Origin of the sequence: Microaerobacter geothermalis (assembly GCF_021608135.1) — a bacterium.
GTDB classification, from domain to species: domain Bacteria; phylum Bacillota; class Bacilli; order DSM-22679; family DSM-22679; genus Microaerobacter; species Microaerobacter geothermalis.
In genome coordinates, this window is the sequence record NZ_JAKIHL010000003.1 from 1 (window position 1) to 25,430 (window position 25,430).

Annotated in this window: 25 protein-coding genes; 21 read left to right on the plus strand and 4 right to left on the minus strand. The window is 40.4% G+C overall.

Going from position 1 to position 25,430, the window contains the following annotated elements; translation table 11 throughout:
* Positions 1-311: 311 nt before the first annotated feature.
* The 7 genes from L1765_RS02900 (at position 312) to L1765_RS02930 (ending at position 6,249) form a co-directional block, all read left to right on the plus strand.
* Positions 312-986 (plus strand): FadR/GntR family transcriptional regulator, encoded by a 675-nt coding sequence (locus L1765_RS02900; RefSeq protein WP_407942190.1) that lies wholly within the window; start codon positions 312-314, stop codon positions 984-986.
* 24 nt (positions 987-1,010) lie between these two features.
* Complete coding sequence (locus tag L1765_RS02905) at positions 1,011-1,214, plus strand: glutamate decarboxylase (RefSeq protein ID WP_236404536.1); 204 nt, start codon at positions 1,011-1,013, stop codon at positions 1,212-1,214.
* A gap of 18 nt (positions 1,215-1,232) precedes the next feature.
* Positions 1,233-2,096, plus strand: coding sequence for an acetyl-CoA carboxylase, carboxyltransferase subunit beta (accD, locus tag L1765_RS02910; RefSeq protein WP_236404538.1), 864 nt, complete (start codon positions 1,233-1,235; stop codon positions 2,094-2,096).
* Complete coding sequence (gene accA, locus L1765_RS02915) at positions 2,089-3,063, plus strand: acetyl-CoA carboxylase carboxyl transferase subunit alpha (RefSeq protein ID WP_236404541.1); 975 nt, start codon at positions 2,089-2,091, stop codon at positions 3,061-3,063. The genes accD and accA overlap by 8 nt, the downstream gene beginning before the upstream one ends.
* Before the next feature lie 537 nt (positions 3,064-3,600).
* Positions 3,601-5,358 carry a pyruvate kinase gene (gene pyk, locus L1765_RS02920; protein ID WP_236404543.1) on the plus strand — a complete coding sequence of 586 codons (1,758 nt, stop codon included), beginning with the start codon at positions 3,601-3,603 and terminating at the stop codon, positions 5,356-5,358.
* Positions 5,359-5,434: 76 nt separating this feature from the next.
* Positions 5,435-5,854 carry an acyl-CoA thioesterase gene (locus L1765_RS02925; protein WP_268928668.1) on the plus strand — a complete coding sequence of 140 codons (420 nt, stop codon included), beginning with the start codon at positions 5,435-5,437 and terminating at the stop codon, positions 5,852-5,854.
* Positions 5,854-6,249, plus strand: coding sequence for an FxsA family protein (locus tag L1765_RS02930; RefSeq protein ID WP_236404545.1), 396 nt, complete (start codon positions 5,854-5,856; stop codon positions 6,247-6,249). The genes L1765_RS02925 and L1765_RS02930 overlap by 1 nt, the downstream gene beginning before the upstream one ends.
* Here L1765_RS02930 and ytvI read toward each other — a convergent pair.
* Entirely contained in the window at positions 6,237-7,373 is a 1,137-nt protein-coding gene (gene ytvI / locus L1765_RS02935; protein WP_236404546.1) for a sporulation integral membrane protein YtvI, read from the minus strand. The two genes, L1765_RS02930 and ytvI, sit on opposite strands and share 13 nt — an antisense overlap.
* A gap of 268 nt (positions 7,374-7,641) precedes the next feature.
* Between ytvI and citZ the strand changes: the two genes are divergently transcribed.
* The 12 genes from citZ to pnpS all read left to right on the plus strand — a co-directional run bounded on the left by citZ (position 7,642) and on the right by pnpS (position 20,744).
* Positions 7,642-8,754, plus strand: coding sequence for a citrate synthase (gene citZ, locus L1765_RS02940; RefSeq protein WP_236404548.1), 1,113 nt, complete (start codon positions 7,642-7,644; stop codon positions 8,752-8,754).
* A gap of 139 nt (positions 8,755-8,893) precedes the next feature.
* Positions 8,894-10,189, plus strand: a complete 1,296-nt coding sequence (gene icd / locus L1765_RS02945) for an NADP-dependent isocitrate dehydrogenase (RefSeq protein WP_236404550.1) — start codon at positions 8,894-8,896, stop codon at positions 10,187-10,189.
* A 40-nt stretch (positions 10,190-10,229) separates the two neighbouring features.
* Entirely contained in the window at positions 10,230-11,156 is a 927-nt protein-coding gene (gene mdh / locus L1765_RS02950) for a malate dehydrogenase (RefSeq protein WP_236405060.1), read from the plus strand.
* Positions 11,157-11,228: 72 nt separating this feature from the next.
* Positions 11,229-11,708: a hotdog family protein gene (locus L1765_RS02955; RefSeq protein WP_236404552.1), complete on the plus strand. Its 480-nt coding sequence runs from the start codon at positions 11,229-11,231 to the stop codon at positions 11,706-11,708.
* Positions 11,709-12,155: 447 nt separating this feature from the next.
* Positions 12,156-13,841: a peptide ABC transporter substrate-binding protein gene (locus L1765_RS02960; protein WP_236404554.1), complete on the plus strand. Its 1,686-nt coding sequence runs from the start codon at positions 12,156-12,158 to the stop codon at positions 13,839-13,841.
* 102 nt (positions 13,842-13,943) lie between these two features.
* Entirely contained in the window at positions 13,944-14,888 is a 945-nt protein-coding gene (locus L1765_RS02965) for an ABC transporter permease (RefSeq protein WP_329609981.1), read from the plus strand.
* Between the two features lie 24 nt (positions 14,889-14,912).
* Complete coding sequence (locus L1765_RS02970; RefSeq protein ID WP_407942191.1) at positions 14,913-15,812, plus strand: ABC transporter permease; 900 nt, start codon at positions 14,913-14,915, stop codon at positions 15,810-15,812.
* Between the two features lie 13 nt (positions 15,813-15,825).
* A complete protein-coding gene (locus L1765_RS02975) occupies positions 15,826-16,845 on the plus strand; it encodes an ABC transporter ATP-binding protein (RefSeq protein ID WP_236404565.1) in 1,020 nt (339 codons plus the stop codon).
* The gene (locus L1765_RS02980) at positions 16,838-17,803 is read left to right on the plus strand and encodes an ABC transporter ATP-binding protein (RefSeq protein ID WP_236404568.1); all 966 of its coding nucleotides are present in this window, start codon (positions 16,838-16,840) and stop codon (positions 17,801-17,803) included. Before L1765_RS02975 ends, L1765_RS02980 begins: the two co-directional genes overlap by 8 nt.
* Before the next feature lie 330 nt (positions 17,804-18,133).
* Positions 18,134-18,592, plus strand: a complete 459-nt coding sequence (locus L1765_RS02985; RefSeq protein ID WP_236404570.1) for a hypothetical protein — start codon at positions 18,134-18,136, stop codon at positions 18,590-18,592.
* A gap of 14 nt (positions 18,593-18,606) precedes the next feature.
* Positions 18,607-19,308, plus strand: coding sequence for a response regulator transcription factor (locus tag L1765_RS02990; RefSeq protein ID WP_236404571.1), 702 nt, complete (start codon positions 18,607-18,609; stop codon positions 19,306-19,308).
* Entirely contained in the window at positions 19,305-20,744 is a 1,440-nt protein-coding gene (gene pnpS / locus L1765_RS02995; RefSeq protein ID WP_236404573.1) for a two-component system histidine kinase PnpS, read from the plus strand. The genes L1765_RS02990 and pnpS overlap by 4 nt, the downstream gene beginning before the upstream one ends.
* Here pnpS and L1765_RS03000 read toward each other — a convergent pair.
* The 3 genes from L1765_RS03000 to L1765_RS03010 all read right to left on the minus strand — a co-directional run bounded on the left by L1765_RS03000 (position 20,718) and on the right by L1765_RS03010 (position 23,165).
* A complete protein-coding gene (locus tag L1765_RS03000) occupies positions 20,718-21,113 on the minus strand; it encodes a DUF3899 domain-containing protein (RefSeq protein WP_236404575.1) in 396 nt (131 codons plus the stop codon). The genes pnpS and L1765_RS03000 overlap by 27 nt on opposite strands.
* A gap of 155 nt (positions 21,114-21,268) precedes the next feature.
* On the minus strand, positions 21,269-22,000 hold the full coding sequence (locus tag L1765_RS03005) for a SpoIVB peptidase S55 domain-containing protein (RefSeq protein WP_236404578.1): 732 nt from the start codon (positions 21,998-22,000) through the stop codon (positions 21,269-21,271).
* Positions 22,001-22,187: 187 nt separating this feature from the next.
* On the minus strand, positions 22,188-23,165 hold the full coding sequence (locus tag L1765_RS03010) for a DMT family transporter (RefSeq protein ID WP_236404580.1): 978 nt from the start codon (positions 23,163-23,165) through the stop codon (positions 22,188-22,190).
* Between the two features lie 267 nt (positions 23,166-23,432).
* Here L1765_RS03010 and hflK point away from each other — a divergent pair, with 267 nt between their 5' ends.
* On the plus strand, positions 23,433-24,368 hold the full coding sequence (gene hflK, locus L1765_RS03015) for an FtsH protease activity modulator HflK (RefSeq protein ID WP_236404582.1): 936 nt from the start codon (positions 23,433-23,435) through the stop codon (positions 24,366-24,368).
* The gene (gene hflC, locus L1765_RS03020; RefSeq protein ID WP_236404584.1) at positions 24,368-25,300 is read left to right on the plus strand and encodes a protease modulator HflC; all 933 of its coding nucleotides are present in this window, start codon (positions 24,368-24,370) and stop codon (positions 25,298-25,300) included. Before hflK ends, hflC begins: the two co-directional genes overlap by 1 nt.
* The last annotated feature ends 130 nt before the right edge of the window (positions 25,301-25,430 follow it).

Sequence of the window (25,430 nt, forward strand, 5' to 3'; positions counted from 1 at the left end):
GATCAGAGACAAACAGTAATTTGATATTCGTGCTCGCAGCAACAGGAATTTGTGCTCAATGATCGATGCTGTCCGTTTAGTTCGCGGGGTCTGATATTGCTACCACCATAAAGATTTACGACTTACCATTCCCCTGTTCAATTTCCATTATGAGAAGATGACGATGATACAGTAACTAGGTAACTACTGGATGGAATTATTTTCATGAGAATTTGTGACCCTGCGGGTCATGTAAGTTTAGTTTCCTTCAATAGGAGAGAGGGAGGACATTTCCTCCCTTTTCATTGCATACGATGAAAGAGGTGAGCTTTTTGGCTGATGTCATCAGAGAAAAAAAGGTATATCATGAAATATTGCTTCATATCAATCAAATTATCATTGATGACAATTTAAAGCCGGGAGATAAATTACCTTCGGAAAGAGAACTCTCTGACAGATTAGGGGTTGGTCGTTCTTCTGTAAGAGAAGCTCTTCGAGCTCTGGAATTATTGGGACTCATTACAACCAGACGGGGAGAAGGGACTTTTATCCAACACTCCTCTACCCATCGATTAGTGGAAATTTTGGCTTTTTATATTTTACGGGATGACAAATCAAAAATGGATCTGATGGAAATGAGAAAAATCATTGAAGGAGACGCTGTTCGACTGGCTGCCCATAGGATTAATGAAGAACAAATTAGCCAGATGGAACAAGTTCTCCTTCGGGGGGAAAAACGTTGGATGGAAACGGGTGTGATTCCATCAGAGGAAGATTATTTATTTCATCGTCTCATTGCAGTATCAAGTGGAAACACTTTATTATTAAGGATATGGGAACCCATTGCCCAATTTAGTAAAACCATTCGGGAGGAGTCCCTTTCAAGAACTGGAAGGCCCGAGTATTCCTTAAAGGAACACAGGGAGATATTGGAAGCCATTAAAGAAAGAAATGAAAATAAAGCTTATGAGAAAATGAAAACACATCTTGAAAACAGCTTATTGTAGGGATAGGTAAGGAGGACATTGAAGATGTGGACGGTCATCTACATCGCTTCCAATTCCAATATGGCAGAGAGGATTAAGAACAGGTTGACGAATGAAGGGTTTCTTGTAAAAATAAGACAAAGCCGTTTATCCAAAAAGCAGTATGAGATATTGGTTCTTCAGAGTGAACTGGAAGAAGTGCAGGAAGTATTAAGTTTTATTCTTCAGAAGACCTCTAAACACGAATAAGTATTGTGAGGTGCGATTGTGTTAAAGGATCTATTTTATAAGAGAAGGAAATATGCAACCATTCCTTCTGAACAAGCAAAAAAAGAAATACCTGAAGGACTCATGATAAAATGTCAGGAATGCAGTACCATTTCTTATACAAAGGAATTGGTAAAAAACTTAAAGGTTTGTTCAGGATGTGGTTTCCATTTTCCGATGTCAGCCAGGGAAAGAGTACGTACCATTTTGGACGATGGGCACATTTTTGAATATGATCGAGAACTAGTATCAGCTGATCCCTTAAAATTTCCCGACTACTTGAATAAAGTAGAGAAGGATATGGAAAAGACAGGATTATCTGAAGCTGTCGTTACAGGAGAGGGAACCATTAATGGATATCCCGTCGTCCTTGGAGTGATGGATTCCAATTTCAGAATGGGAAGTATGGGATCTGTGGTTGGCGAGAAAATTACGAGAGCCATAGAAAGGTCCATTCAAAAAAAGTATCCCTTTATCCTCTTTTCAGCTTCAGGAGGAGCCAGGATGCAGGAGGGTGTCCTAAGTTTGATGCAAATGGCCAAAACCAGCGCTGCCCTTGCCAAACTCCATGAGAAAAAGATTTTATTTGTTTCTGTTTTAACTAATCCGACAACCGGTGGGGTATCCGCCAGTTTTGCCTCACTGGGGGATATCAATATTGCCGAACCCAAAGCTTTAATTGGTTTTGCCGGAAGGCGCATCATTGAGCAAACCATCCGCCAGAAATTGCCCGATGATTTTCAGACGGCAGAATTTCTTTTAAAGCACGGACAATTGGATATGGTTGTTCCAAGAAAAGATTTGAAAGGGACCCTTGCCAAGATTTTAGATATCCATATGGAACGGAGGGTGGTCCATGGCTAATGAACTTTCCTTTGAAAGGCCCTTGATCGAGTTGAGGGATAAAATTGCCGAACTCCGTCGTTTTACCGCAGAAAAAGGAATTGATTTTACCGATGAAATCAATCGGCTGGAAGAAAAGCTGCGGAAATTGGAGAATGATATCTATTCCAATTTAACCCCTTGGCAAAAAACACAAATTGCAAGGCATGCCGCAAGACCCACTACCCTGGATTACATCGGACTGCTCATAAAAGATTTTATTGAACTACATGGTGACCGGTGCTTTGGTGATGATCCGGCGATTGTTGGAGGGATCGGAAAATTTGAAGGAATTCCCGTCACTGTGTTGGGACATCAAAAGGGGAAGGACACCAAAGATAACATCGCCCGCAATTTCGGAATGCCCCATCCAGAAGGATACCGCAAAGCCCTTCGATTAATGCAGCAGGCAGATAAATTTAATCGCCCTATTATATGTTTCATTGATACCCCTGGAGCCTATCCGGGGATGGCGGCGGAAGAGCGAGGACAAAGTGAAGCGATTGCCCGTAATCTAAAGGAGATGTCTTCCTTCGGAGTACCCATTATATGCGTCGTTACCGGTGAAGGCGGTTCTGGGGGGGCTTTGGCTCTTGGGGTTGGAAATCATATCTATATGCTGGAAAATTCCATTTACTCTGTGATCTCCCCTGAAGGAGCTGCTGCTTTATTGTGGAAGGATGCCAGCCTTGCTCAAAGGGCGGCTGAAACGATGAAAATCACCGCCCAAGATCTGTATGAACTAAAAATTATTGATGGAATCATTCCCGAGCCAATGGGTGGGGCCCATAAAAATGTAAAAGAAACAGCCAGCCACATCCATGAATTTGTATCTAAGGCCCTTAAGGTATTGCGTCCCCTGTCACGAGAACAGCTGATTGAACAGAGATACGAAAAGTTTAAACAAATCGGTCAGTATATGACTCTGGAAGAAGTTTTTTCTTCTTGAAGGAGGCGCGGACGTGTAAATCTTTAGTTCCACTTCTATTGAGAAATGAGAGTCTATATAGACGGAACTAAACATCCATGACCTGTAGAGTCACAAATTGATATGAAAATGTATTTTCATATCAAAGAATTCACTAAGGATAGCCTTCGAGTTCGTACTTAAGCGAAGAGGCTAAAGAACGGGAATTAGCCCTCAAACTGTCTCCACCTTTGAAATACCCGGATGTTTTTGAGGGCTCCGTTCTTTAGACTTGAAGCGGACCTGAATCACTTCTATGCACGAACTCGACTAGCGACGTGGGAATCTTTAGTTCCACATCTATAGCATCGGATAAAAGAAATTTAAAAAACTCCCGATTTTCGGGAGTTTCTTGTTTCATGAACCAATATTAACCATCCAATCGCATTAAACCAGGAGAAATTGAAAATAGTCAACTGAACAAAAAAACATAAAAATTTATTTTGGTTCTTTAAAGGATTTAAGGTGAAATTCGTGAAATATTAAGGATGGAATGATACACAGAAGGAGGAAACTTTCATGATAAGAAAGACGAAAATCATATGTACGATTGGCCCTGCCAGTGAAGAGATAGAAACATTAAAGAGATTAATTGAATCAGGAATGAACGTGGCTCGCCTCAATTTTTCTCATGGGGATTATGAGGAACATGGAAGAAGGATTGAAAACATTAGAGAAGCAGCCAGACAATTAGGTGCCAATGTGGCCATACTATTAGATACAAAGGGTCCGGAAATACGCATCGGCAAACTGTTGGAAGAGCCAATTCAGTTACATGCTGGAGATCAAATCACATTAACCACCGAAGAATTGTTGGGAACTAAAGAAAAAATATCCATCACTTATTCTGGACTTCCCGGAGATGTACATAAAGATTCCACCATTTTATTGGATGATGGATTAATTGAGTTAAAAGTGATTTCAGTGACGAATAAGGAGATTTTGTGCCGTGTGGTAAACGGAGGTGAATTGAAAAGCAGAAAAGGGGTCAATGTCCCTGGAGCACAGATAAAACTACCAGGTATCACCAAAAAAGATGCCGATGATATTAAGTTTGGCATTTCCCGGGGAATTGATTTCATAGCAGCTTCTTTTGTCAGAAAAGCTTCAGATATACTGGAAATTAGGGAAATCCTTGAAAATGAACAAGCTGATTTCATTAAAATCATTGCTAAAATTGAAAATCGTGAAGGTGTAAATCATGTGGATGAAATATTAGAAGTAGCGGACGGAATTATGGTGGCCAGGGGAGATTTGGGTGTTGAAATTCCGGCAGAAGAAGTTCCCTTGGTACAAAAACAATTGATTAAAAAGTGTAACAATAAAGGAAAAGTAGTCATAACGGCTACCCAAATGTTAGATTCCATGCAGAGAAATCCGCGCCCAACAAGGGCTGAGGCCAGCGATGTAGCCAATGCGATTTTTGATGGCAGCGATGCCATTATGTTGTCCGGTGAAACGGCTGCCGGGAAATATCCCGTGGAAGCTGTCGACACCATGGTTAAAATTGCATTAAAAACAGAAGAGGCCCTTACGTACAGGGAGATCCTGACAAATCAGAGTCTGGCCCAGCAGAAAAATATAACTGATGCGATCAGCCAAGCTGTTGCCAATGCGGCATTGGATTTGGAGGCTTCAGCGATTATTACTTCAACTGAAAGCGGACATACGGCTCGAATGATATCCAAATATCGTCCAAAAGCCCCGATCATTGCGATTACACCTAATCCTAAAGTGATGCGCCATTTGGCATTGGTTTGGGGTGTGGTTCCTCTTCAGGGAATTCCGGCTGAAACAACAGATGAAATGTTGGATATTGCCATTAATACTTCGATTGATTCCGGCCTGATCAAGCGTGGAGATCTTGTCATCATCACGGCTGGCGTACCGGTGAGAGAGCCAGGTACAACCAATCTGATGAAAGTTCACATCGTCGGTGATATTGCAGCAAAGGGACAGGGGATTGGACACAAAGTCGTTACGGGCAAAGTTGTGGTTGGACTAAATTCAGAAGATATTCTCCAGAGATTTAAAAAAGGTGATATTCTTGTCACCTTGGGAACAGACAAGGATATGATGCCTGCCATTGAAAAAGCTTCCGCCATCATTACCGAAGAGGGAGGCTTAACATCCCATGCAGCCATTGTTGGCTTAAACATGGGTATTCCTGTGGTTGTCGGTGTGGAAGGAGCTACGAAAACTTTTCATGATGGGATGGAAGTAACCGTTGATTCCGAAAGGGGGCATATTTATCGTGGACATGCCAAGGTGCTGTAAACAAGCACCGACTTCTAACATCTGATAATCAACAAATATCGCAACATTGACTTTGTTCTGATAGGGAGTGAAAATATTGGGAAAAATATTTGAGACAAAATTGAGGGTTCGCTATCAGGAAACCGATAAAATGGGTGTTGTCTATCATTCCAATTATTTAATTTGGTTTGAAGTGGGAAGAACTGAATTAATTCGTTCTGTGGGTCTTCCCTATTCCCTTCTTGAAGAGAAAAATCTTCTTCTGCCAGCCATTGAGGCCAACTGCCGTTATCTGTCACCGGCACGTTATGACGATGAATTGCGAATTAAGACACAGATTGAAGAAATGACAGGTGTTCGTATCCAATTTAAATATGAAATATGGAGAATGATTGATCAAACTCTTCTGGTAGAGGGCTTCACCAAACATGCATGGGTAAATGAACGGATGAAACCCATCAGCCTGAAATCAAAGTTTCCCGAAATTTATCAATTAATTTTATCGGAGGCCTTATAATGTTGCGCATACTTTTGCTGGTGCTAATTGTTATTCCGATCATGGAAATTTGGGGATTGGTTACTGTGGGGGGATGGATTGGTCCCTTTTGGACCATTTTGCTGGTGATTCTTACGGGTGTATTGGGAGCATATCTGGCGAAGAAAGAAGGGACACAAGCACTGAAACGGGCAAAGGAGCAATTGGCCTATGGACTGCCCCCAGGTGAAGCGATATTGGATGGGATTTGCATTTTCGCTGGTGGACTTGTGTTGCTTACCCCGGGATTCTTTACGGATGCTATGGGGTTTCTGCTTCTTTGGCCTCGCACAAGGAAATATGCAAAAAATTGGATGAAAGAATGGATTAGGAAATGGCTGGATAAAGGAAGTTTTACCATCCATTATCGCCCATAGGTTCCATACTTGATATAGTGCCAAAGATCATGAAAGACATGTGCGCGGTGGAGTGCAGTGATGGTTACGACCAATGCAGGGCCAATGATCAGACCGATAAACCCAAACAGTTTCATTCCGGCAAATAGAGAAATTAACGTGATTAATGGATCAAGTCCAACGTTGGATGATAAAATTTTGGGTTCTATCATCTGTCTGATCATGACGATCACTCCGTATAAGGCGGATAAACCAATGACCAGAGCATAGTTCCCTGTGAAAAAGGAATAGGCAATCCAAGGGATAAAAATAGCGCCCGTTCCCAAATAGGGCAATAAGTCTACCAGACCAGTGAGCAATCCGATCGTGACGGCATACTTTACCCCTAGAATCAATAACCCAATCATCATGATCACGGCGGTAATAGAAATTAAAGTGAGCTGTGCTTTTAAAAAACCAAATAACGCATATTGAAGATCTTGGACGACGGCTCCAACACTCATTCTTGCTTTCATAGGAAGGAGCTTTTTCGTCCCCTTTTTTATTTTGGTCAAGTCTTTGCTGATAAAAAATGAAGCAAGGACGGAAATCACGATAAAGGTTGCTGCATTGGGAATTGCTGTTAATAATGATGCAATGGAGCCCAGTGCATGTTCTACTAAATTCCCTAAACCATTAACCAATTCGCTCATTCCGTCAGTCAGATATTTCTCAAAATTCCCTTGGAAGCCTGGATTTAACTGGTATATGATGGATTTCATTTGATAAGTTACATGCAACATAATATCTTCTGAAATAAGCTGTTGGGAAAATTCGGCTAGCTGAGAAAGGTATGAGGGAATAACCTTGGATAAATTTTTTATTTCTATCACAATTTTTGCAATGAGGATGGAAATTCCGGTAATCATAATACTAATAAAAAACATAAGGATAAAAAAAACAGAAAACCACCTTGGCATTTTTGTTTTTTGTTGAAAGAAATGGACAAAGGGGTCAATCAGGTATGCAATTATAAAGGCGATAAGAAAAGGGTAAAACAAAGGAAGAGTAAATTTTACTATAAGGATAAGCAGGATTAAGATAAAGGTGACGAAATAAAAACGTTCGATAGGCATCAAAGCTTCCCACTCCTCTAATAAATTCATATTGAACATGGGAGGAAATTGGATAATTCGTCATTGTTACAAATATATATTTTTATAATCCTGATCATAGGACAGGAATTTTGGAGAAACACTTTATTCACAAATGGACAAATTTAATTTATAATTGAAGAGAATTGAATACTTTTAAAATTGTCTTTTTTTGTCCATTTCATGTTTATCATCAGGGGGTTACGTCACAAATTGTCAGGGGAGTCCGTTTTGATGATTCCACATCAAAACCTTAAATAAAGAAAAGGAGAGATAAAGGATGAGTGGACGCGGATTAGAAGGAGTTGTTGCAACTTCATCAGCCATTAGTTCCATTATTGACGGTGTGTTGACTTACCGTGGAATTAATATTGATGAACTTGCAGAGAATGCCACGTTTGAAGAAGTGATCCATCTTCTGTGGCATGGAGAGTTGCCAAAAAAAGATCAACTGGATCAACTAACAAGGGACCTTGCCGAACATGCAGGAATACCAGAAGAAATTATTTCATTCCTTAAAGCTGTTCCAAAAACAGGGGTTCATCCAATGACTGTTTTGAGAACGGCAGTTTCCAACTTGGCTATCTATGATCAAGATGCAGAAGATATGTCACCGGAGGCTAATTTAAGAAAGGCTATTAAATTAATGGCGAAGACCGCTTCTATTGTTGCTGCGTATGCGAGAATACGGAATGGACAGGAGCCTGTTACACCGAAGAGCGGTTACAATTTTTCACAAAATTTCGTGTATATGCTGACGGGAAAAGAGCCGGATCGTGTTGCTGTTGAAGCCATTGATAAGGCGTTAATTCTTCATGCCGACCATGAATTGAATGCTTCCACATTCTCTGCCAGAGTAACGGTTGCCACACTTTCAGACATCTATTCTGGAGTAACAGCAGCAATTGGAGCTTTAAAAGGTCCTCTTCATGGAGGTGCCAATGAACAAGTGATGGCCATGTTGGAGCAAATCGGCGATATTTCCAATGTTGAATCTTATATTCAACAGAAATTGGATAATAAAGAAAAAATCATGGGATTTGGTCATCGCGTATACAAAGATGGAGACCCGCGGGCTAAGCATCTTCGGAAAATGTCCAAAGAACTGACGGCTCTGACTGGAGAACCTAAATGGTATGAAATGTCTACAAAAATTGAGGATCTTGTTGTTCGTCAAAAGGGATTAAAACCAAATGTGGATTTTTATTCCGCTTCTGTTTATTATAGCTTGGGAATTCCGCGTGATTTGTTCACACCCATTTTTGCCGTCAGTCGGATGTCAGGATGGACTGCACATATCATGGAACAATATGCCAATAATCGCTTGATCCGTCCTCGTGCAGAATACGTTGGTCCTGTTAACGCACACTACGTTCCGATTGATGAAAGATAGGGAATTATCTCAGAACTAGACGGGTAATACCTTTATTTTTTGGATAATATAAACCGGGAATAATCATTGTTGATAATGGAAACGGGGTGTTACGGTTTGTAACTCCCGTTCCTGTTTGTACTTTTAAGGAGGGTTTGGGATGTCACTTTTTGAAAAATTAGAAATGCCGACAGCGGGGGAGAAAATTACCATAGACAATGGGAAGCTGAATGTGCCCAATCATCCGATTGTTCCATTTATCGAAGGAGATGGAACCGGACCTGATATTTGGGCTGCATCAAAGCGAGTATTAGATGCAGCTGTCGAAAAGGCATACAATGGTGAAAAGAAAATTGAGTGGTTTGAAGTATATGCCGGGGAAAAAGCGTACAATACCTTTGGTGAGTGGCTACCGTCTGATACGTTAACGGCAATTAAGGAGTATCTTGTGGCCATCAAAGGTCCTCTTACGACTCCCGTTGGAGGAGGAATTCGCTCTTTAAATGTAGCCCTTCGCCAAGAGCTGGACTTATACGTTTGTCAACGTCCGGTTCGTTATTTTAAGGGTGTTCCATCTCCTGTTAAAGCCCCGGAGCTAGTGGATATGGTTATTTTCAGAGAGAATTCTGAAGATATCTATGCCGGAATTGAATGGGAAGAAGGAACCCCTGAAGTGAAAGAAGTGATTCAATTCCTGAAAGAAAAAATGGGAGTAAAAAAGATTCGTTTTCCTGAGACCTCGGGAATTGGAATCAAGCCAGTTTCCAAAGAGGGAACAGAGCGGCTGGTTCGTGCCTCCATTGAATATGCCCTTGTTCATAATCGCAAAAGCGTCACACTTGTACATAAGGGCAATATTATGAAATACACCGAAGGAGCCTTCAAAAACTGGGGTTACGATGTGGCGGAAAAAGAATACGGAGATAAAGTATTTACTTGGGCCCAATATGACCGAATTAAAGCGGAGCAAGGATCAGACGCAGCTAATAAGGCACAGGCTGCTGCAGAGGCGGAAGGCAAAATCATTGTAAAAGATGTCATAGCCGATGCTTTTTTACAGCAGATTTTAACCCGTCCTGCGGAATATGATGTGATCGCCACTCTAAACCTGAATGGGGACTATATCTCTGATGCCTTAGCGGCCCAAGTGGGAGGGATTGGCATAGCACCTGGTGCTAATATTAACTATGTAACCGGTCATGCTGTTTTTGAGGCAACCCATGGAACAGCACCTAAATATGCTGGACTGGATAAAGTAAATCCTGGTTCAGTCATTTTGTCCGGTGTGATGATGCTGGAATACATGGGATGGAATGAAGCAGCTCAGTTGATTGTAAAGGCTTTGGAGAAGACGATTGAATCTAAAGTAGTTACCTATGATTTTGCTCGCTTAATGGATGGAGCAAAGGAAGTTAAAACTTCACAATTTGGCGATGAGTTAATTAAAAATCTATAATCAACCTAATAAACTATAGGGTGAGGGAGGAATTTCTGTGATTAAGAGAAAAAAAATCACCATCGTTGGTGCTGGAAACGTGGGGGCTACAGCGGCTCATTGGGCAGCATCTAAAGAGTTGGGAGATGTTGTTCTGGTTGATATTGTTGAAGGGGTTCCTCAGGGGAAAGCCCTGGATTTAATGGAAGCAGCCCCGGTAGAAGGATTTGATTCCATTGTTATTGGAACAAACAATTACGAGGATACCAAAGACTCTGATGTTGTTGTCATCACAGCAGGAATTGCCCGCAAGCCTGGAATGAGTCGTGATGATTTGGTGAATACCAATGCCAAAATTGTAGGTTCAGTGGCTGAGCAAGTGGCGAAATATTCACCTAATGCGTACATTATTGTGGTTTCCAATCCTTTGGACGTCATGTGTGAAGTGGCCCGGCGTGCTTCAGGATTCCCTAAACATCGGGTGTTTGGACAGTCCGGTGTATTGGATTCCGCAAGATTCCGTACTTTTCTTGCCAGAGAACTAAATATCTCCTTTGAAGATGTTAGTGCATTTGTTTTAGGAGGTCATGGAGATGACATGGTTCCGCTGGTAAGATACTCTTATGCAGGGGGAATTCCTGTTGAAAAGCTGATTCCTAAGGAGCGCCTGGATGAAATTGTTCAGCGTACCCGTCAGGGAGGTGCAGAAATTGTGAACCTCTTAAAAACTGGAAGTGCCTACTATGCTCCATCTGCCTCTACCATTCAAATGGTGGAAGCCGTAGTGAAGGATAAAAAACGTATTTTGCCTACCGCCTGCTATTTGGAAGGAGAATACGGGGAAGAGGGAATTTATCTGGGTGTTCCTGCCATCATTGGTGGAAATGGTGTTGAAAAAGTTATTGAAGTAGATTTGACAGATGAAGAGAAAGCGGCCCTGAAAAAATCAGCCGATTCCGTTCGTAATGTAATGAAGGTTCTTTTTTAGGGAGATAATAAAGAAAAGTGGATGACCCGGGGAAGACCCCGGGCATTTCCATAAGGAAAGGGGATCTGAAACGTGTTGATCCTAGGGAAAAAGAGGGTAGAAGGAAGGCAGCTGGAAGATTTGAAAGTTGGAGAGGTTCGTAAAGTAAAACGGGAAATAAAGGATAAAGATATCCTTTTATATCTGGGTATTACTGATGATGCGAATCCAGTTTATATTCAACATAACTATACCGAGCGAACCAGCTATAAAAAGCCTATTGTACCCCACATTTTATTGGTGGGAATGATTACTTCTTATATATCGATGGAATTACCTGGTCCCGGTAGTGTGATTTGTGAACAGCGTTTGTCCTTTCCAAATGTTTTGTATCATTATTCAGAAGTGGAAATGACAATTGAAATTAAAGGGGTAGATACAGAGAATCGCTTAGTCACACTGGCTGTTTCCTGTGTGGATCAGGATGAACGGCCGGTGGTAACGGGAGAAGTCGTGCTCTGCCCTCCTGAACCCCTTAAACCGATATTGGAAAACGCTTTTGAAAATTTTTAAGAACATATATTTTGTATTGAATTCTCATTCATTTGCGATATAATAGAGCAGGAAGGAATAAACTGTATTATATCAATCAATCAGAAATTGACTATTCTATTTCATTGGGAATGTCTCTTAGAATATGTACATGTGCATGTATAGGGGAACTGCGAAGTAAGTTTAACTTCTGGAGAATAGTTTATAAATAATAGAAATCGGTTGCAATGATAGATTGATTTTTCTGAATCATTATACGAATCAAAAGTTATTTAAATAAATAGGTTACAAAATGTTTATCTGAAAGCTAACTGTTACTAGGATTTTCATTTTTAGTTCCACCTCCTGTAGAAACTAGGTGTGGGGGGTTGGAAGATAACACTTCAGGGTATTTTATTAAAGTTTTCGGCTTCAGCCGTTAACTTATAAATCCACTATTTTCATCTTTAAGAAGGGGGTCAAACTTTAATGAAGAAATCCAAATGGCTTTTGGTCATGCTTGCTATCGTGATGATTGCAAGTATCGCTCTGGTTGGCTGCGGAAAATCTGAAGAAGCCAATCCGCCGGCTGACAATAGCGGGCAGCAAAATGCTGGAACACAAACAGAACAGCCCAAACAGGAAGAGCCACAGGAATTAGTTCTTAATGCTTCAACTGAACCGCCAAGTTTAAATCCAAACACGGCGACTGACTCCACATCCGGAGAAATCCTCCGCCAGGTGATGGAAGGATTAGTTCGTCTGGATAAGGACAGCAAGGTAGTGAAGGGCTCTGGTATGGCAGAAGATTGGACGATTAGTGAGGATGGACTCACCATTACCTTTAAGATTAAGGATAATGTTTTTTGGTCCAATGGAGACCCGGTAACAGCTGAAGATTTTGAGTATGCTTGGAAGCAGGTATTAAATCCTGAAACGGCTGCTGACTATGCCTATCAACTTTTTTATCTGAAGAACGGGGAAAAATATAATGCTGGTGAAGTCTCTGCCGATGAAGTGGGCGTAAAAGCCTTAGATGAAAAAACCTTAGAAGTAACATTAGAAGCACCTGTTCCATATTTTATCAGTTTAACGGCATTCTACTCCTTGTATCCCGTTCCTAGCAAAGTGGCCAAGGAAAATCCTGACTGGGCTGCAGATGCTGAAACCTATGTGAGCAACGGGCCATTCAAGCTGACCAAGTGGGAACATGACAGTGAGGTCGTTGTTGAAAAGAATGATAAATATTGGAATGCCGACAACATCAAGTTGAATAAAATTACTTGGATGATGGTAAATGATCCAAATACCGAGTACCAATTATTTAAATCCGGTGATCTGGATGTCGCGGAGAATCCTCCATCTGATCTATTAAAGCAGCTTCTTGATTCCGGAGAAGCTAAGGCTCCAAACATCCTTGGCACCTATATGTACATGTTTAACGTAGAGAAAGAACCATTTAACAATGCCAATATCCGCAAAGCCTTTACTTTGGCCATTGACCGCAAGTTGCTGATCGATAATGTGACTCAGGGTGGACAGGTACCTGCCCTTGGTTTTGTACCGCCAGGCTCCAGCCCAGATTTAGGATTTGATTTCCGTGAGAAGGCTGGAAATTACTACAATGATGCTGATGTAGAAAAGGCAAAAGAGTACCTCAAGAAGGGTATGGAAGAGTTGGGTATTACTCAGCTTCCGGAAATCACGTTAATGTTTAATACCAGTGAAGGTCACCAAAAGATTGCCCAAGCCATTCAAGAAATGTGGAAAAAGAACCTTGGGGTTGAAGTAAAGTTACAAAACCAAGAATGGAAAGTATACCTGGAAACCCTTAAATCCGGGGACTTCCAAATCGGCCGTTTGGGTTGGTTAGCTGACTACTTTGATCCAATGACGTTCCTTGATATGTGGATTACTGATGGTGGTAACAACGACACCAATTGGAGCAATAAAGAGTATGATGATTTGATTGCCAAGGCGAAGAGCACCGATGATCAGTCTGTACGAGGAGAAGCTATGCTTAAGGCTGAAAAAATCTTGATGGATGAAATGCCAATAGCTCCCATCTATTTCTACACGGATGCTTATATGATGCAGCCATGGGTAAAAGGAGCCATTCGTCATCCTGATGGATCCAACGATTATACACAGGCTTATATCGAAGGCCGTAAATAATTGATTAAAATTAACAATAATTTTATGTAGATATGACATCCGAAAAGAGGTATACTCGTAAAGGGTATACCTCTTCTTTCGGAAGTTTTAGGGTGCTATTGGATGTTGGAGGTGAAAGGTTTGATACAGTTTTTGTTGAGGCGTCTCGGGATGCTGATTGTTACTCTGTGGGTGATTGTGACTCTCACCTTTATTTTAATGCATGCGATCCCCGGTGATCCTTTTTTACAAGAAAAGAAATTGCCAGCTCAAACCATTGAAAATTTAAAGAAATTTTACGGATTAGACAAGCCCTTGCCGGTTCAATATGTAAATTATCTGGGAAATTTGATGAAGCTGGATTTGGGTCCCTCATTTAAATCAAAGACGAGAACAGTAAATGACATTATCAAACAGAACTTCCCCGTGTCAGCCCAACTGGGAGCTCAATCTATCCTTTTTGCTCTCATAACAGGGCTAAGTTTGGGAGTTATCGCAGCTCTGAGACATAATGGAACCTTGGATTATACGGCGATGGTGATTGCGGTAATCGGAGTGTCTGTTCCCAATATTATTTTGGCGCCTTTGTTTATTAAGATATTTGCTGTAGAACTGGGATGGTTCCCCGTGGCTCGATGGGGTACATTCGCCCATACCGTATTGCCTTCCTTGGCCCTTGGATTTCAATCCATGGCGGTTATTGCCCGTTTAATGCGTTCTAACATGCTTGAGGTGCTCAATCAGGACTATATTAAAACGGCGAAATCAAAAGGATTATCTTCTGCGGTGATTGTTTGGAGGCATACAATTCGTAATGCCATCATGCCTGTTATTACGATTTTGGGACCGCTTACAGCTGCCTTATTAACAGGTACCTTCGTTGTTGAATATGTTTTTGGTATTCCAGGTATGGGCAAGTATTTCGTAACCAGTATTACAGATAGGGATTATCCTGTCATTTTAGGAACTACTATTTTTTATAGTGCCATTCTTATTCTAGCGAACTTTTTGGTAGATTTCGCCTACGGGTTAATTGATCCGCGGATAAAGCTTGGGAAGGGGAGATAGTTGATGGAACAAATTACAAAAGATATGTTTCGCCCAATGAAAGTTGAATCTTCCCAGGCAGAGCAAATCGTAAGGCCTAGTTTAAGTTTTTGGCAGGACGCCTGGAGAAGACTAAGAAAAAATAAATTGGCCATGTTTGGGCTATATATCATCATCTTTTTAGCCATTATGTCGATTATAGGTCCGTACATGCTTCCCTATAGCTACTCTGACCAGAGTTTGACAGAAGCGAACCAGCCCTTGTCGAAGGCCCATTGGTTTGGTACCGATGATTTAGGAAGAGATATGTTCGTACGGACATGGTATGGAGCTAGAATTTCTTTATTCATTGGTCTTACTGCTGCCATTATTGATTTGGTCATAGGTGTCATTTATGGGGGTATCTCAGGATACAAGGGCGGCAGGACAGATAGTGTGATGATGAGAATTGTTGATGTATTATATGGACTTCCTTACCTGATTGTTGTGATCCTGCTGATGGTGGTGATGGGACCGGGATTATTAACCATTATCGTCGCCCTCGCTTCAACCGGTTGGATTGGAATGGCTCGTTTGGTCAGAGGGCAAATTCTCCAGATTAAACAGCAGGAGTTCGTATTGGCAGCAAGAACATTGGGAGCAAGCACTTCGCGGCTGTTATTTAAGCATTTGATTCCCAATTCAATGGGACCGATTATTGTAAACATGACTTTAACTGTTCCATTGGCTATATTCGCGGAAGCCTTCTTAAGCTTTATCGGACTGGGAGTTCAGGTACCGATGGCCAGCTGGGGTACGATGGCAAGCGATGGAGTTGTTACCATTATCTCAGGACAATGGTGGAGATTGTTTTTCCCGGCGTTTTTTATTTCCTTAACGATGTTTGCTTATAACGTATTTGGCGATGGGTTGCGTGATGCCTTAGATCCGCGTTTGCGTAAGTAAAGGAGGTAAGTGAATGGAAAAATTGTTGGAAGTAAAGAATTTGGAAGTCTCCTTTATGACCTACGCTGGGGAAGTAAAAGCCGTACGTGGCGTTAATTTTGAAGTAAATAAAGGAGAAGCGGTTGCGATTGTAGGAGAATCCGGTTGTGGAAAAAGTGTAACGGCTCAAGCCGTGATGAGATTAATTCCTACGCCTCCAGGTGTGATCAAAAACGGAGAAATTCTCTTTGACGAAAAAGATATCGTCAAGTTAGCGAATAAAGAAATGGAAAAAATCAGGGGATCTCAAATGGGGATGATTTTTCAGGATCCCATGACTTCCTTAAATCCTACGATGACAGTGGGACGACAGATTTCAGAAGGGTTAATAAAGCATCAGGGATTAAATAAGCGAGATGCACGGCAAAAGGCTATAGAGATGCTTCGGCTTGTAGGGATCCCCAACCCTGAAGGTAGGGTAAAACAATATCCCCATGAATTTAGCGGCGGAATGAGGCAAAGGGTGATGATCGCCATTGCGCTGGCATGTAATCCAAAGCTATTAATTGCCGATGAACCGACTACTGCTTTGGACGTAACCATCCAGGCACAGATTATCGATTTGATGAAAGATTTACAGAAGCAGTTGGGAACATCCATTATCATCATTACTCACGATTTGGGAGTCGTAGCTGATATTGCCCAGCGGGTTATTGTGATGTATGCTGGCAAGATTGTTGAGACAGGTGAACTGGATGAGATTTTTTACAATCCGAAGCACCCATATACTTGGGGGCTGCTGCGCTCTGTTCCCCGACTGGATACAAAGGGTAAAAAGCTGGTGCCAATAGATGGAACTCCTCCAGATTTGTTTGCACCTCCAAAGGGGTGTGCATTTGCTGCCAGATGTCCGTATGCGATGGAGGTATGTCATCACGTTCAGCCTGAAACAACCGATATTACTTCCAGTCATAAGGTAAGTTGCTGGCTGGAACACCCTTGGGCACCAGAGGTGGAACGGCCTGTAGAAATTGGAGGGGTGAAGCATGCATGAAGTAAAAGATGAAGTCATTCTTGAAGTGAATGGATTACAAAAGCACTTCCGGGTTGGAGATGGAGTAGTTAAAGCCGTCGACGGCGTAACCTTTTCTGTCAAAAAAGGAGAAACGGTAGGTCTGGTTGGGGAATCAGGTTGCGGAAAATCTACGGCAGGGAGAACCATCATTCGTCTGTATGAGGCGACTGGCGGAGAGGTTATTTTTAAAGGGAAAAATGTCCATAAGTTATCCAACCGTGAGATGAGACAGTTTAATAGAGAAATGCAGATGATTTTCCAAGATCCTTACGCTTCCCTTAACCCCAGAATGACGGTAGGCGATATTATCGGAGAAGGAATAGATATTCATCAGTTGGCAACCGGAAAAGATAGGTTAGAAAAAATTTACTATCTCCTTGAAACGGTTGGATTAAACCGAGAACATGCCAATCGCTTCCCCCATGAATTTAGTGGAGGACAAAGGCAGAGAATTGGTATTGCAAGGGCTTTAGCCGTTGAGCCAGACTTTATAATTGCTGATGAACCGATATCAGCCCTAGATGTTTCCATTCAGGCACAGGTAGTCAACCTCATGGAAGATTTGCAGAAGGAAAGAGATCTAACCTATTTGTTCATCGCCCACGATCTTTCGATGGTAAAACACATCAGTGATCGGGTGGGAGTGATGTATTTAGGGAATCTTGTGGAAATGGCTGAAAGTATTGAATTGTATAGTGATCCACTTCATCCTTATACCGAGGCTCTTCTGTCAGCTATTCCGATTCCCGATCCAGAGGTGGAGAGGAAGAGAGAGAGAATTATTTTATCAGGGGATGTTCCAAGCCCCATGAACCCTCCTAGCGGCTGTCGTTTTAGGACTCGTTGTCCAAAAGCAATGCCGGAGTGTGCCGAGACTATTCCTCAGTGGAAGGAAGTAAAGCCTAATCATTGGGTTTCTTGTTTATTATATGAATAGATTATAGAAAAAGTACTGGATAGGCCAGTGCTTTTTTTCTCATATAGATAAAGCTATAATTATTACTATAGATCTATAGATCCGGAACTAAACGCCCATGCCTCTTCGGGCCACAAATTGATATGAAAATACATTTTCATATCAAAAATTTACACGTTTGCTTGTTGAGTCCTGCCCAGATGTGATTCATGTCCGCTTCGAGGCTAAAGAACGGAGCCAGAAAAAAGGAACTGGGTATTTGACGGTATTAAGAATTTACTTATAACATCCTTCCAGTTTTTACTCTGCATTCAACTAAAGCTCCAGATGATAGAGGGGAGTGATTAAAGAATGATAAAAAAATATGGGATCCTGTTGTTTGCTTTGCTGTTTATCTTAAGTGGATGCTCCCCAGAAATTACACCTGAAGAAAGGGAAAAAATTACGGTTCAATTTGTGAATAAAGCAAATGATATTCTTGAACAGCATGAAAATGGAAAGAAGATGCTGCAGCAAGTCATGGACCAGGTTTCCAAAGGAATGAAAAGAACCAAAGCTCAAAACGCCATAGATCAGGGAAGGAAAGTGACCGAAAGAATCAAGCAGGACTTGTTTGGGACCCCGGTTCCGGAGGATATGGTTCAGTTGAAAGAAAAAATACTTCTGGCCCTAGACAAGAGAATAAAAGGTTATCAACAATTGTTTAATTACTATGATTTTCAGGACGAAAAGTACCTGAAAAAGGGAGAAGAACTGTTAAATGAAGCAGACCAGTTATTTCATGAAGTCAAAGATAAAGTCAATCCATAATTGAGGTGAGATCAATGACCAAGGTTTTGGTGGTTGATGATGAACAATCTATTGTTACGCTGCTTCAATTTAATTTAACAAAGGCAGGATTTGAAGTGGAAACGGCAATGGATGGATTAATGGCTCTTCAAATGGTAAACCAATCAACGCCAGATTTTATCATATTGGATCTAATGCTGCCGGAATTGGATGGAATGGAAGTTTGCAAACAATTAAGGCAAGGGAATAATGATGTGCCGATTTTAATGTTGACTGCAAAGGATGATGAAATTGACAAAATCTTGGGCCTTGAATTGGGGGCTGATGATTATTTGACAAAACCCTTTAGTCCAAGGGAAGTGATCGCCAGAATTAAGGCAATCCTAAGAAGAAGCCAGGGAAGGGAAACGGATCAGCAAGCAAAAAAAGTGATCGAGATCGGAGATTTATCTATTGATATTGACAAGCATGAAGTACGGATAGACGGGCAGATGATTGATCTGACGCCGAAGGAATTTGAACTTCTGATATATTTAGCCCAGCACCGAGGAAAAGTCATGTCCCGGGAGCAGTTGCTGAATCAGGTCTGGAACTTTGACTATATGGGAGATACTAGAATTGTTGATGTTCATGTTAGTCATCTGCGGGAAAAGATTGAAGCAAACAGCCGTCAGCCTGAATATATAAAAACCATTCGAGGTTTGGGATATAAATTTGAGGGGCCTGGCAAAACATGAAATATTTAAGAAATCGTATGACCTTATCCTTTATGGTGATTATCGGAACGGCTTTTCTTTTGTTGGGAGTATATTTGGCAAAACTTATTGAAAATACTTATATGTCCCTTCAATCTGAAAACTTAATAAAAGAACTGTGGCGTAGTTTAGGGGTTACGCTATTTATAGCTTTTATATTAACTTCAATTGTCATTCGAAAATATGCCCATTCTTTAACACGGCCTATTGAGAAAATGACCGTTGTTGCGAAAAGAATTACAGAAAATGATTATTCCCTCAGGGTGAAAAAGTACCCCTTTAAAGATGAAATTGGACAATTGGCCCAAGCCATAAACATGATGGCTGACAGTTTGCAGAATCATCTTACGGAGATTAATGAAAATGAACAGCAGTTAAACAGCATTTTATCCAATATGGAAAGCGGAGTGCTTTTTGTAAAACGGGGCGGCAGAATTCAACTGGTTAACGATGCGGCAGAAAGAATATTAGGTGTGGAACGAAAAAAAATGGAAAATCGCCTCCATGTAGAAGCGATTCAAAGTTATGAGTTATCTCAATGGATTGATACCTGTTTGGAAGAAGGAGAACGATTAAGGAAAGAGGTACACTTGTATTATCCAAAGGAAAGAATATTTGATGTTCATTTTGCCCCCCTTTATCATGATCAGAGTACGATAGCAGGATGTGTTATCGTACTCCATGACATCACGGAGATTCGGCATCTGGAACAGATGAGAAGCCAGTTTGTTGCCAATGTTTCCCATGAATTGAAAACTCCAATTACTGCAATCAAGGGTTTTGCGGAGACTTTAATTGACAGTGAGACTTTGGATGAGGAGACAACTAGAAAATTTTTACAAATCATATACGATGAAAGCGAGAGATTAAATCGTTTGATTAAAGACATTTTGGATTTGTCAAAAATTGAACAAAGAGACTTTCCTTTGGAAATTACAGAGGTAAATATTACTCAAATCATTAATGACATCCTTGATCTAATGAGAGAGGAAATCACTCAAAAAAAATTAAAAATTGTTTTTGACGAAAATTCCTTACTATTAGAAGGGGATAAAGATAGACTCAGGCAAATATTTTTAAATGTAATTAGTAACGCAATTGTTTATACGCCTGAAGGGGGAACAATTTGGATCCGTTTTGGAAATATGGAAGAACATGTGGAAATAGAAGTAAAAGATACAGGCATAGGTATTCCAAAGAAGGATTTATCCCGAATTTTTGAGAGGTTTTATCGGGTAGATAAGGCGAGGTCACGTTCTTCTGGTGGAACAGGACTTGGATTAGCCATTGTAAAACATTTAGTGGATGCTCACCATGGAACAATCCGTGTAGAAAGTGCCGAAGGAAAGGGGACATCGTTTTTTATCATGTTGCCTCTGGTGCAGAGAGAATCAAAAAAACAACAACAGAAAAATTGATAGCCCAATAAGCATGAGTCCGCTGATAAAGGGAAGATAAACAAACCACTCGGTTTTTACTTCCCCTTTTAGCTTTTTCTTTATCTTCTCATCCTCATTTAACGGCTCTGCATCAAACCAAAATTCCGACTCTTTATCTCTGGAAAATAAGATTTTCCATCCTTTTGCGAAGGTGATAAAGAAGTCACCAAGGATGACCCAACCGGCACCTGCAATGCTCAATAGGAAAAGCCCAATTAAAAAGCTGGTGTTGAGTAAGTTTATAAAATAGGTATTCTCCCCGAGAAAGGATAGAAGAAGAGTGGCAAACAGAATAACCAAAAATGTAGCACCACGAACAACCCAGATCCGATTAATATGCGTATTCATAATATAGCTCCTTTATAATTATAGTTACCTACTATATATAATTATAAAGGAGAATACGGAAAAAATCCAAAAGACTATAGCCTTCTAAAAGAACTCGATTAGCGGACGTGTGGATCTTACGTTCCACATCTATAGATGAATAAGCTATTTTTAGCCTAATTGATCTGATTATCCTCTTTATCGTGATTTGAAGGTAGAGACACCGCCAACTGGGGTGAGTTTGTCTCAACTAAATAACGGTTAAAACTATCTATACTTTTAAAAATGGGAGTGGCCATTCCCAATTGTTTATTCCCTCTGATATATCCCCGTAAAGCTCCGATTAATTTGCCGTTCTGAATGATGGGTAATCCGCTCATTCCACTTTCAATTGTTTTCTCATTTTTTATTTTAAAAACGATAACATCTCTGGCAAGGGTAGGATTGATCATGTCAGTAAAGGAATAGGTGATTAAACGGATGGGTATATTCTCTTTGCCGTTAAGGATATATGCATCATCCAGTTTGATATATCCCCTGCTGACCGCTGTTATGGTTGGATTATTTACGGGATTTTTTATGAGTCCATACAATCCGTATTGATTATGAGCTAACAAATATCCACGATTAGGAATCGGTGAATCTATTTTCAAAATGAAAGAAGAATTTACATCATTATCATGTCCGGCCGCCATGACGTATTGCCCGTCATACATAGTTGTTTTTCCGAGATAGGCAACATGGCTACTTGTAATAATTACAGGTTCTCCCCCGAGCAGGACCTTTTTTTCTTTTTTTGGATAATATTCATTTGTCTGCAATTTACCATAAATGACCAGATCCCATCCTTGATAAAAGGTGAGAGGAAGTAACAGAACAAAACTGATAAGTAAAAAAAACCTCTTCATAGAATTCACCTCTATGTGGATATAGATATTTATCATCATATAAAGTAAAGCTATTTTAACATGAGAATAAATAATATTTACTTAAGATTTGAACTTTCAGATAATTAACGATAAAAAATAAATGGGTAATATTATATTACCCATTTATGATTTCGTATAAAACGTATATTTTAATAATTGTTATATTTTAAAAATTACTATTCGCAGGATGGGAATCCCTACAGTTCTCAAAGGAAGGATTGGTTTTTGTCTGTTCATTCCATTTGATAAAGGCGTATATTCCAAATAGAATTAAGGCCCCTCCAATATACTGGGTAGTGTTAATGACTTCCCCCAAAATAAAATAAGCAAGGATTGCTGAACCAATCGGTTCTCCTAATATACTCATGGAAATGGTGGATGCATTCAGCCAGCGGATCGCCCAATTAAATAGTGTGTGCCCGAGTAAAGTAGGAAAAAGAGCCAAACTTAAAAAGTATACCCAATCCATCGTTGGATAAGGAAAAAATGAATATCCTAAAGCTAGATTATAAATCACCAGGGTTAAGGAACTTGCCCCATAGACGACATAGGTGTAAGTTATCAGAGAAAGTCTTTTTCGTATGTCCTGACCGCAAAGCCAATAGGCTGTTACCATAATGGCCCCCAAAAGAGCCAATATATCACCAAACAAGGCCATGCCGCCTATCTTGAAATCACCCCAACCAATAAAAAAGCTTCCTGCAATGGCCAAACTTCCTCCGAGAATCGCTTTCATAGGAACCCTTTCCTTAAATAAAAAATAGGCTCCTATGACGGAAAATAATGGTTGAAGGGTAACGAGAACCACGGAACTTGCTACGGAAGTATAATTGAGTGACTCAAACCACAGGATAAAATGAAAGGCTAGGAAAACTCCTGAAAGAGTAGAAAATATCCAGTCTTTCTTCTTTATGTCTTTCAATTCATGCCGATAAAATAGTAGAAAAATGGGTGTCATGAGTAAAAAAGTAAACAACAATCGGTATGTTGCAATAATCGGTGCAGGAGCAGTAGCCAATTTAACAAATATGGCAGATGTAGAAACGGCACTCACTCCTATAATAAGGGTAATATATGGGTTTATGATTGGTTTCTCCTTATTTTTCATATAGCATTCCGCCTCTCTTGAATGGATATTATTCATATTGTAAATCCTCCCGTAGTCCGAAAACAATACCTTTCAAAAGTAACCATTATTTTTATCCAACTATATCGAAGATAGAGTCATTTTAATTCCCATCCTTTAGCCTCACAACTTGTATAAACTCGATGGCGGTTCATAATGAATTCTTTAGGTCTGTCCATATATTATCTAAAATTAAAATTTCTTTTGAATCTTTTTCTCCCTTTATTCGTATTGTACTGGTATGATAGAGATAAAATATGATAGAACACATTAAAGGAGGAACAAATGTTGACGATCAAGCAAGTTTATGCCACCTTCTTTGGAGGAATCATCTTACTCATTCTACTCCTGGTCGCTACGACCTCGTGGTATACGGTTGATGAATCAGAACAGGCGGCTGTTCATACCTTCGGAAAAGTAACCGAGCAAATTACACAACCGGGGTTGCATTTTAAGATGCCATGGCCGATCCAATATGTCACAAAGGTTTCAAAGGAAACGTTTAGTCTAACATTTGGATATGAAGAAAACGGAAATGGTCAAACCATAGAAAAAACAGAAGAAGCCAAAATGTTAACCGGAGACGAAAATATTGTACTGGCTGATCTCGTCGTTCAGTGGAGAATCGGTGATGTGGAAAAATTTTTATACAAATCTAATAATCCGGAACAGGTATTATATAATGCAACATCAGCGGCATTAAGGGGAGTGATTGGAAGCTCAAAGATTGACAGTGCTCTAACAGATGGGAAACCAGAAATTGAAAGAAGCGTGAAGGATCAATTAAGGAAATTAATCGATAGATATGATATTGGAATTACCATCATGGACGTTAAATTACAAGATGTGGATTTACCCAATGAAGAAGTAAGAAAAGCGTTCACCGAAGTAACCGATGCAAGGGAACAAAAGAATACAAAGGTGAATGAAGCCTTAAAATATAAAAATGAGAAATATAATGAAGCTCAGGGAACTGCTGCTGCTCGTTTAAGTATCGCCCAGGGAACAAAAATTGAGAGAATTGAAAGGGCGAAAGGGGATGTGGCCAGATTTGAAGCTCTCTACCAGGAATATGTGAACAATCCTAATATAACCAGGGAGAGATTGGTCATTGAAACTTTGGAAAAAGTATTACCTGGAGCAGAAATTTATATCATGGACGATTCATCAGAAACCGTGAAATATTTGCCTATTCGTCCTTTACAAGGGGGTAATCAGTAATGGATGACGAAAAAGTAATTGATATCAATTCAAGGAAACCGGAATTGGAATGGAAAAAATATTCAAAGGTTGGCTTTGCCATTTTAATACTGGTCCTCTTGGCCGGGTTAATCTTCAGTAATCTGTTTATTGTACAGGAAGGAGAATACAAGATCATCAGGCAGTTTGGTGAAGTGGTCCGAATTCTTGATGAACCGGGATTAAATTATAAAATTCCATTTATCCAAACGGCAGAATCCCTTCCTAAATTCCAGTTGGTTTATGATAGTCAACCTACTGAAATAAATACCAAGGACAAGAAAAAAATGATGATTGATAACTATGTCGTTTGGCGGATTGAAGATCCGCTTAAGATGATTCAAACTGCCAGAACGGTTGAAAATGCTGAAGCCAGGTTAGGAGAAGCGGTTTACTCCATTATTCGTGCAGATCTGGGTCAACTAAATTTTGATGAGATTGTAAATGATGAAGCCTCAGCAAGAAGAGGTTTTAATGAGATCGTCACCCAGAAGGTGGATGACGTTTTAAGAAGGGACGGATATGGAATAGACGTAATTGATGTAAGGGTAAAACGAACAGACTTACCTGATCAAAATGAACAGTCCGTATTTAATCGAATGATATCTGAAAGAAGAAGTAAAGCTCAAGAGTATTTGTCCCAAGGGGAAGCAGAGGCAACCAAAATAAAAGCGGAAACAGATCGTCAGGTAAAGGAAATGCTGGCTGAAGCGGAAGCGAAGGCTAAGGCAATCGAAGGGGAAGGGGAAAAGGAAGCAGCTAAAATTTATAATGAAGCTTATGGGAAGGACCCTGAGTTTTATCGTCTATATCGGACCCTTTTATCCTATGAGACGACAATGAAAGGGAAGCCAGTCATCGTACTTCCTATCTCTTCACCTTATGCCAAATTATTGATGGGAAATACTCAATAGTTTCCTTATCTCTTTAGACATATACGCTTCAAGACTAAAGAACGGAATAGATAATAGGGAGTACCTGGGTGCTTCCTTTTTTTTGTCCAATTTTATTCGTATCATAGGGTATGGTATGATGGGAACAGAC

Excerpts from the sequence above, each read along its gene's own strand:
- L1765_RS02990 (WP_236404571.1), top strand. The coding sequence starts at position 18,607 with ATGACCAAGGTTTTGGTGGTTGATGATGAACAATCTATTGTTACGCTG.
- icd (WP_236404550.1), top strand. The coding sequence starts at position 8,894 with ATGTCACTTTTTGAAAAATTAGAAATGCCGACAGCGGGGGAGAAAATT.
- L1765_RS03010 (WP_236404580.1), bottom strand. The coding sequence starts at position 23,165 with ATGAATAATATCCATTCAAGAGAGGCGGAATGCTATATGAAAAATAAG.
- L1765_RS02965 (WP_329609981.1), top strand. The coding sequence starts at position 13,944 with ATGTTGGAGGTGAAAGGTTTGATACAGTTTTTGTTGAGGCGTCTCGGG.
- L1765_RS02975 (WP_236404565.1), top strand. The coding sequence starts at position 15,826 with ATGGAAAAATTGTTGGAAGTAAAGAATTTGGAAGTCTCCTTTATGACC.
- pyk (WP_236404543.1), top strand. The coding sequence starts at position 3,601 with ATGATAAGAAAGACGAAAATCATATGTACGATTGGCCCTGCCAGTGAA.
- hflK (WP_236404582.1), top strand. The coding sequence starts at position 23,433 with ATGTTGACGATCAAGCAAGTTTATGCCACCTTCTTTGGAGGAATCATC.
- ytvI (WP_236404546.1), bottom strand. The coding sequence starts at position 7,373 with ATGAATTTATTAGAGGAGTGGGAAGCTTTGATGCCTATCGAACGTTTT.
- L1765_RS02970 (WP_407942191.1), top strand. The coding sequence starts at position 14,913 with ATGTTTCGCCCAATGAAAGTTGAATCTTCCCAGGCAGAGCAAATCGTA.
- accA (WP_236404541.1), top strand. The coding sequence starts at position 2,089 with ATGGCTAATGAACTTTCCTTTGAAAGGCCCTTGATCGAGTTGAGGGAT.
- L1765_RS03005 (WP_236404578.1), bottom strand. The coding sequence starts at position 22,000 with ATGAAGAGGTTTTTTTTACTTATCAGTTTTGTTCTGTTACTTCCTCTC.
- hflC (WP_236404584.1), top strand. The coding sequence starts at position 24,368 with ATGGATGACGAAAAAGTAATTGATATCAATTCAAGGAAACCGGAATTG.
- citZ (WP_236404548.1), top strand. The coding sequence starts at position 7,642 with ATGAGTGGACGCGGATTAGAAGGAGTTGTTGCAACTTCATCAGCCATT.
- pnpS (WP_236404573.1), top strand. The coding sequence starts at position 19,305 with ATGAAATATTTAAGAAATCGTATGACCTTATCCTTTATGGTGATTATC.
- L1765_RS02985 (WP_236404570.1), top strand. The coding sequence starts at position 18,134 with ATGATAAAAAAATATGGGATCCTGTTGTTTGCTTTGCTGTTTATCTTA.
- L1765_RS03000 (WP_236404575.1), bottom strand. The coding sequence starts at position 21,113 with ATGAATACGCATATTAATCGGATCTGGGTTGTTCGTGGTGCTACATTT.
- L1765_RS02905 (WP_236404536.1), top strand. The coding sequence starts at position 1,011 with ATGTGGACGGTCATCTACATCGCTTCCAATTCCAATATGGCAGAGAGG.
- L1765_RS02930 (WP_236404545.1), top strand. The coding sequence starts at position 5,854 with ATGTTGCGCATACTTTTGCTGGTGCTAATTGTTATTCCGATCATGGAA.
- L1765_RS02960 (WP_236404554.1), top strand. The coding sequence starts at position 12,156 with ATGAAGAAATCCAAATGGCTTTTGGTCATGCTTGCTATCGTGATGATT.
- L1765_RS02980 (WP_236404568.1), top strand. The coding sequence starts at position 16,838 with ATGCATGAAGTAAAAGATGAAGTCATTCTTGAAGTGAATGGATTACAA.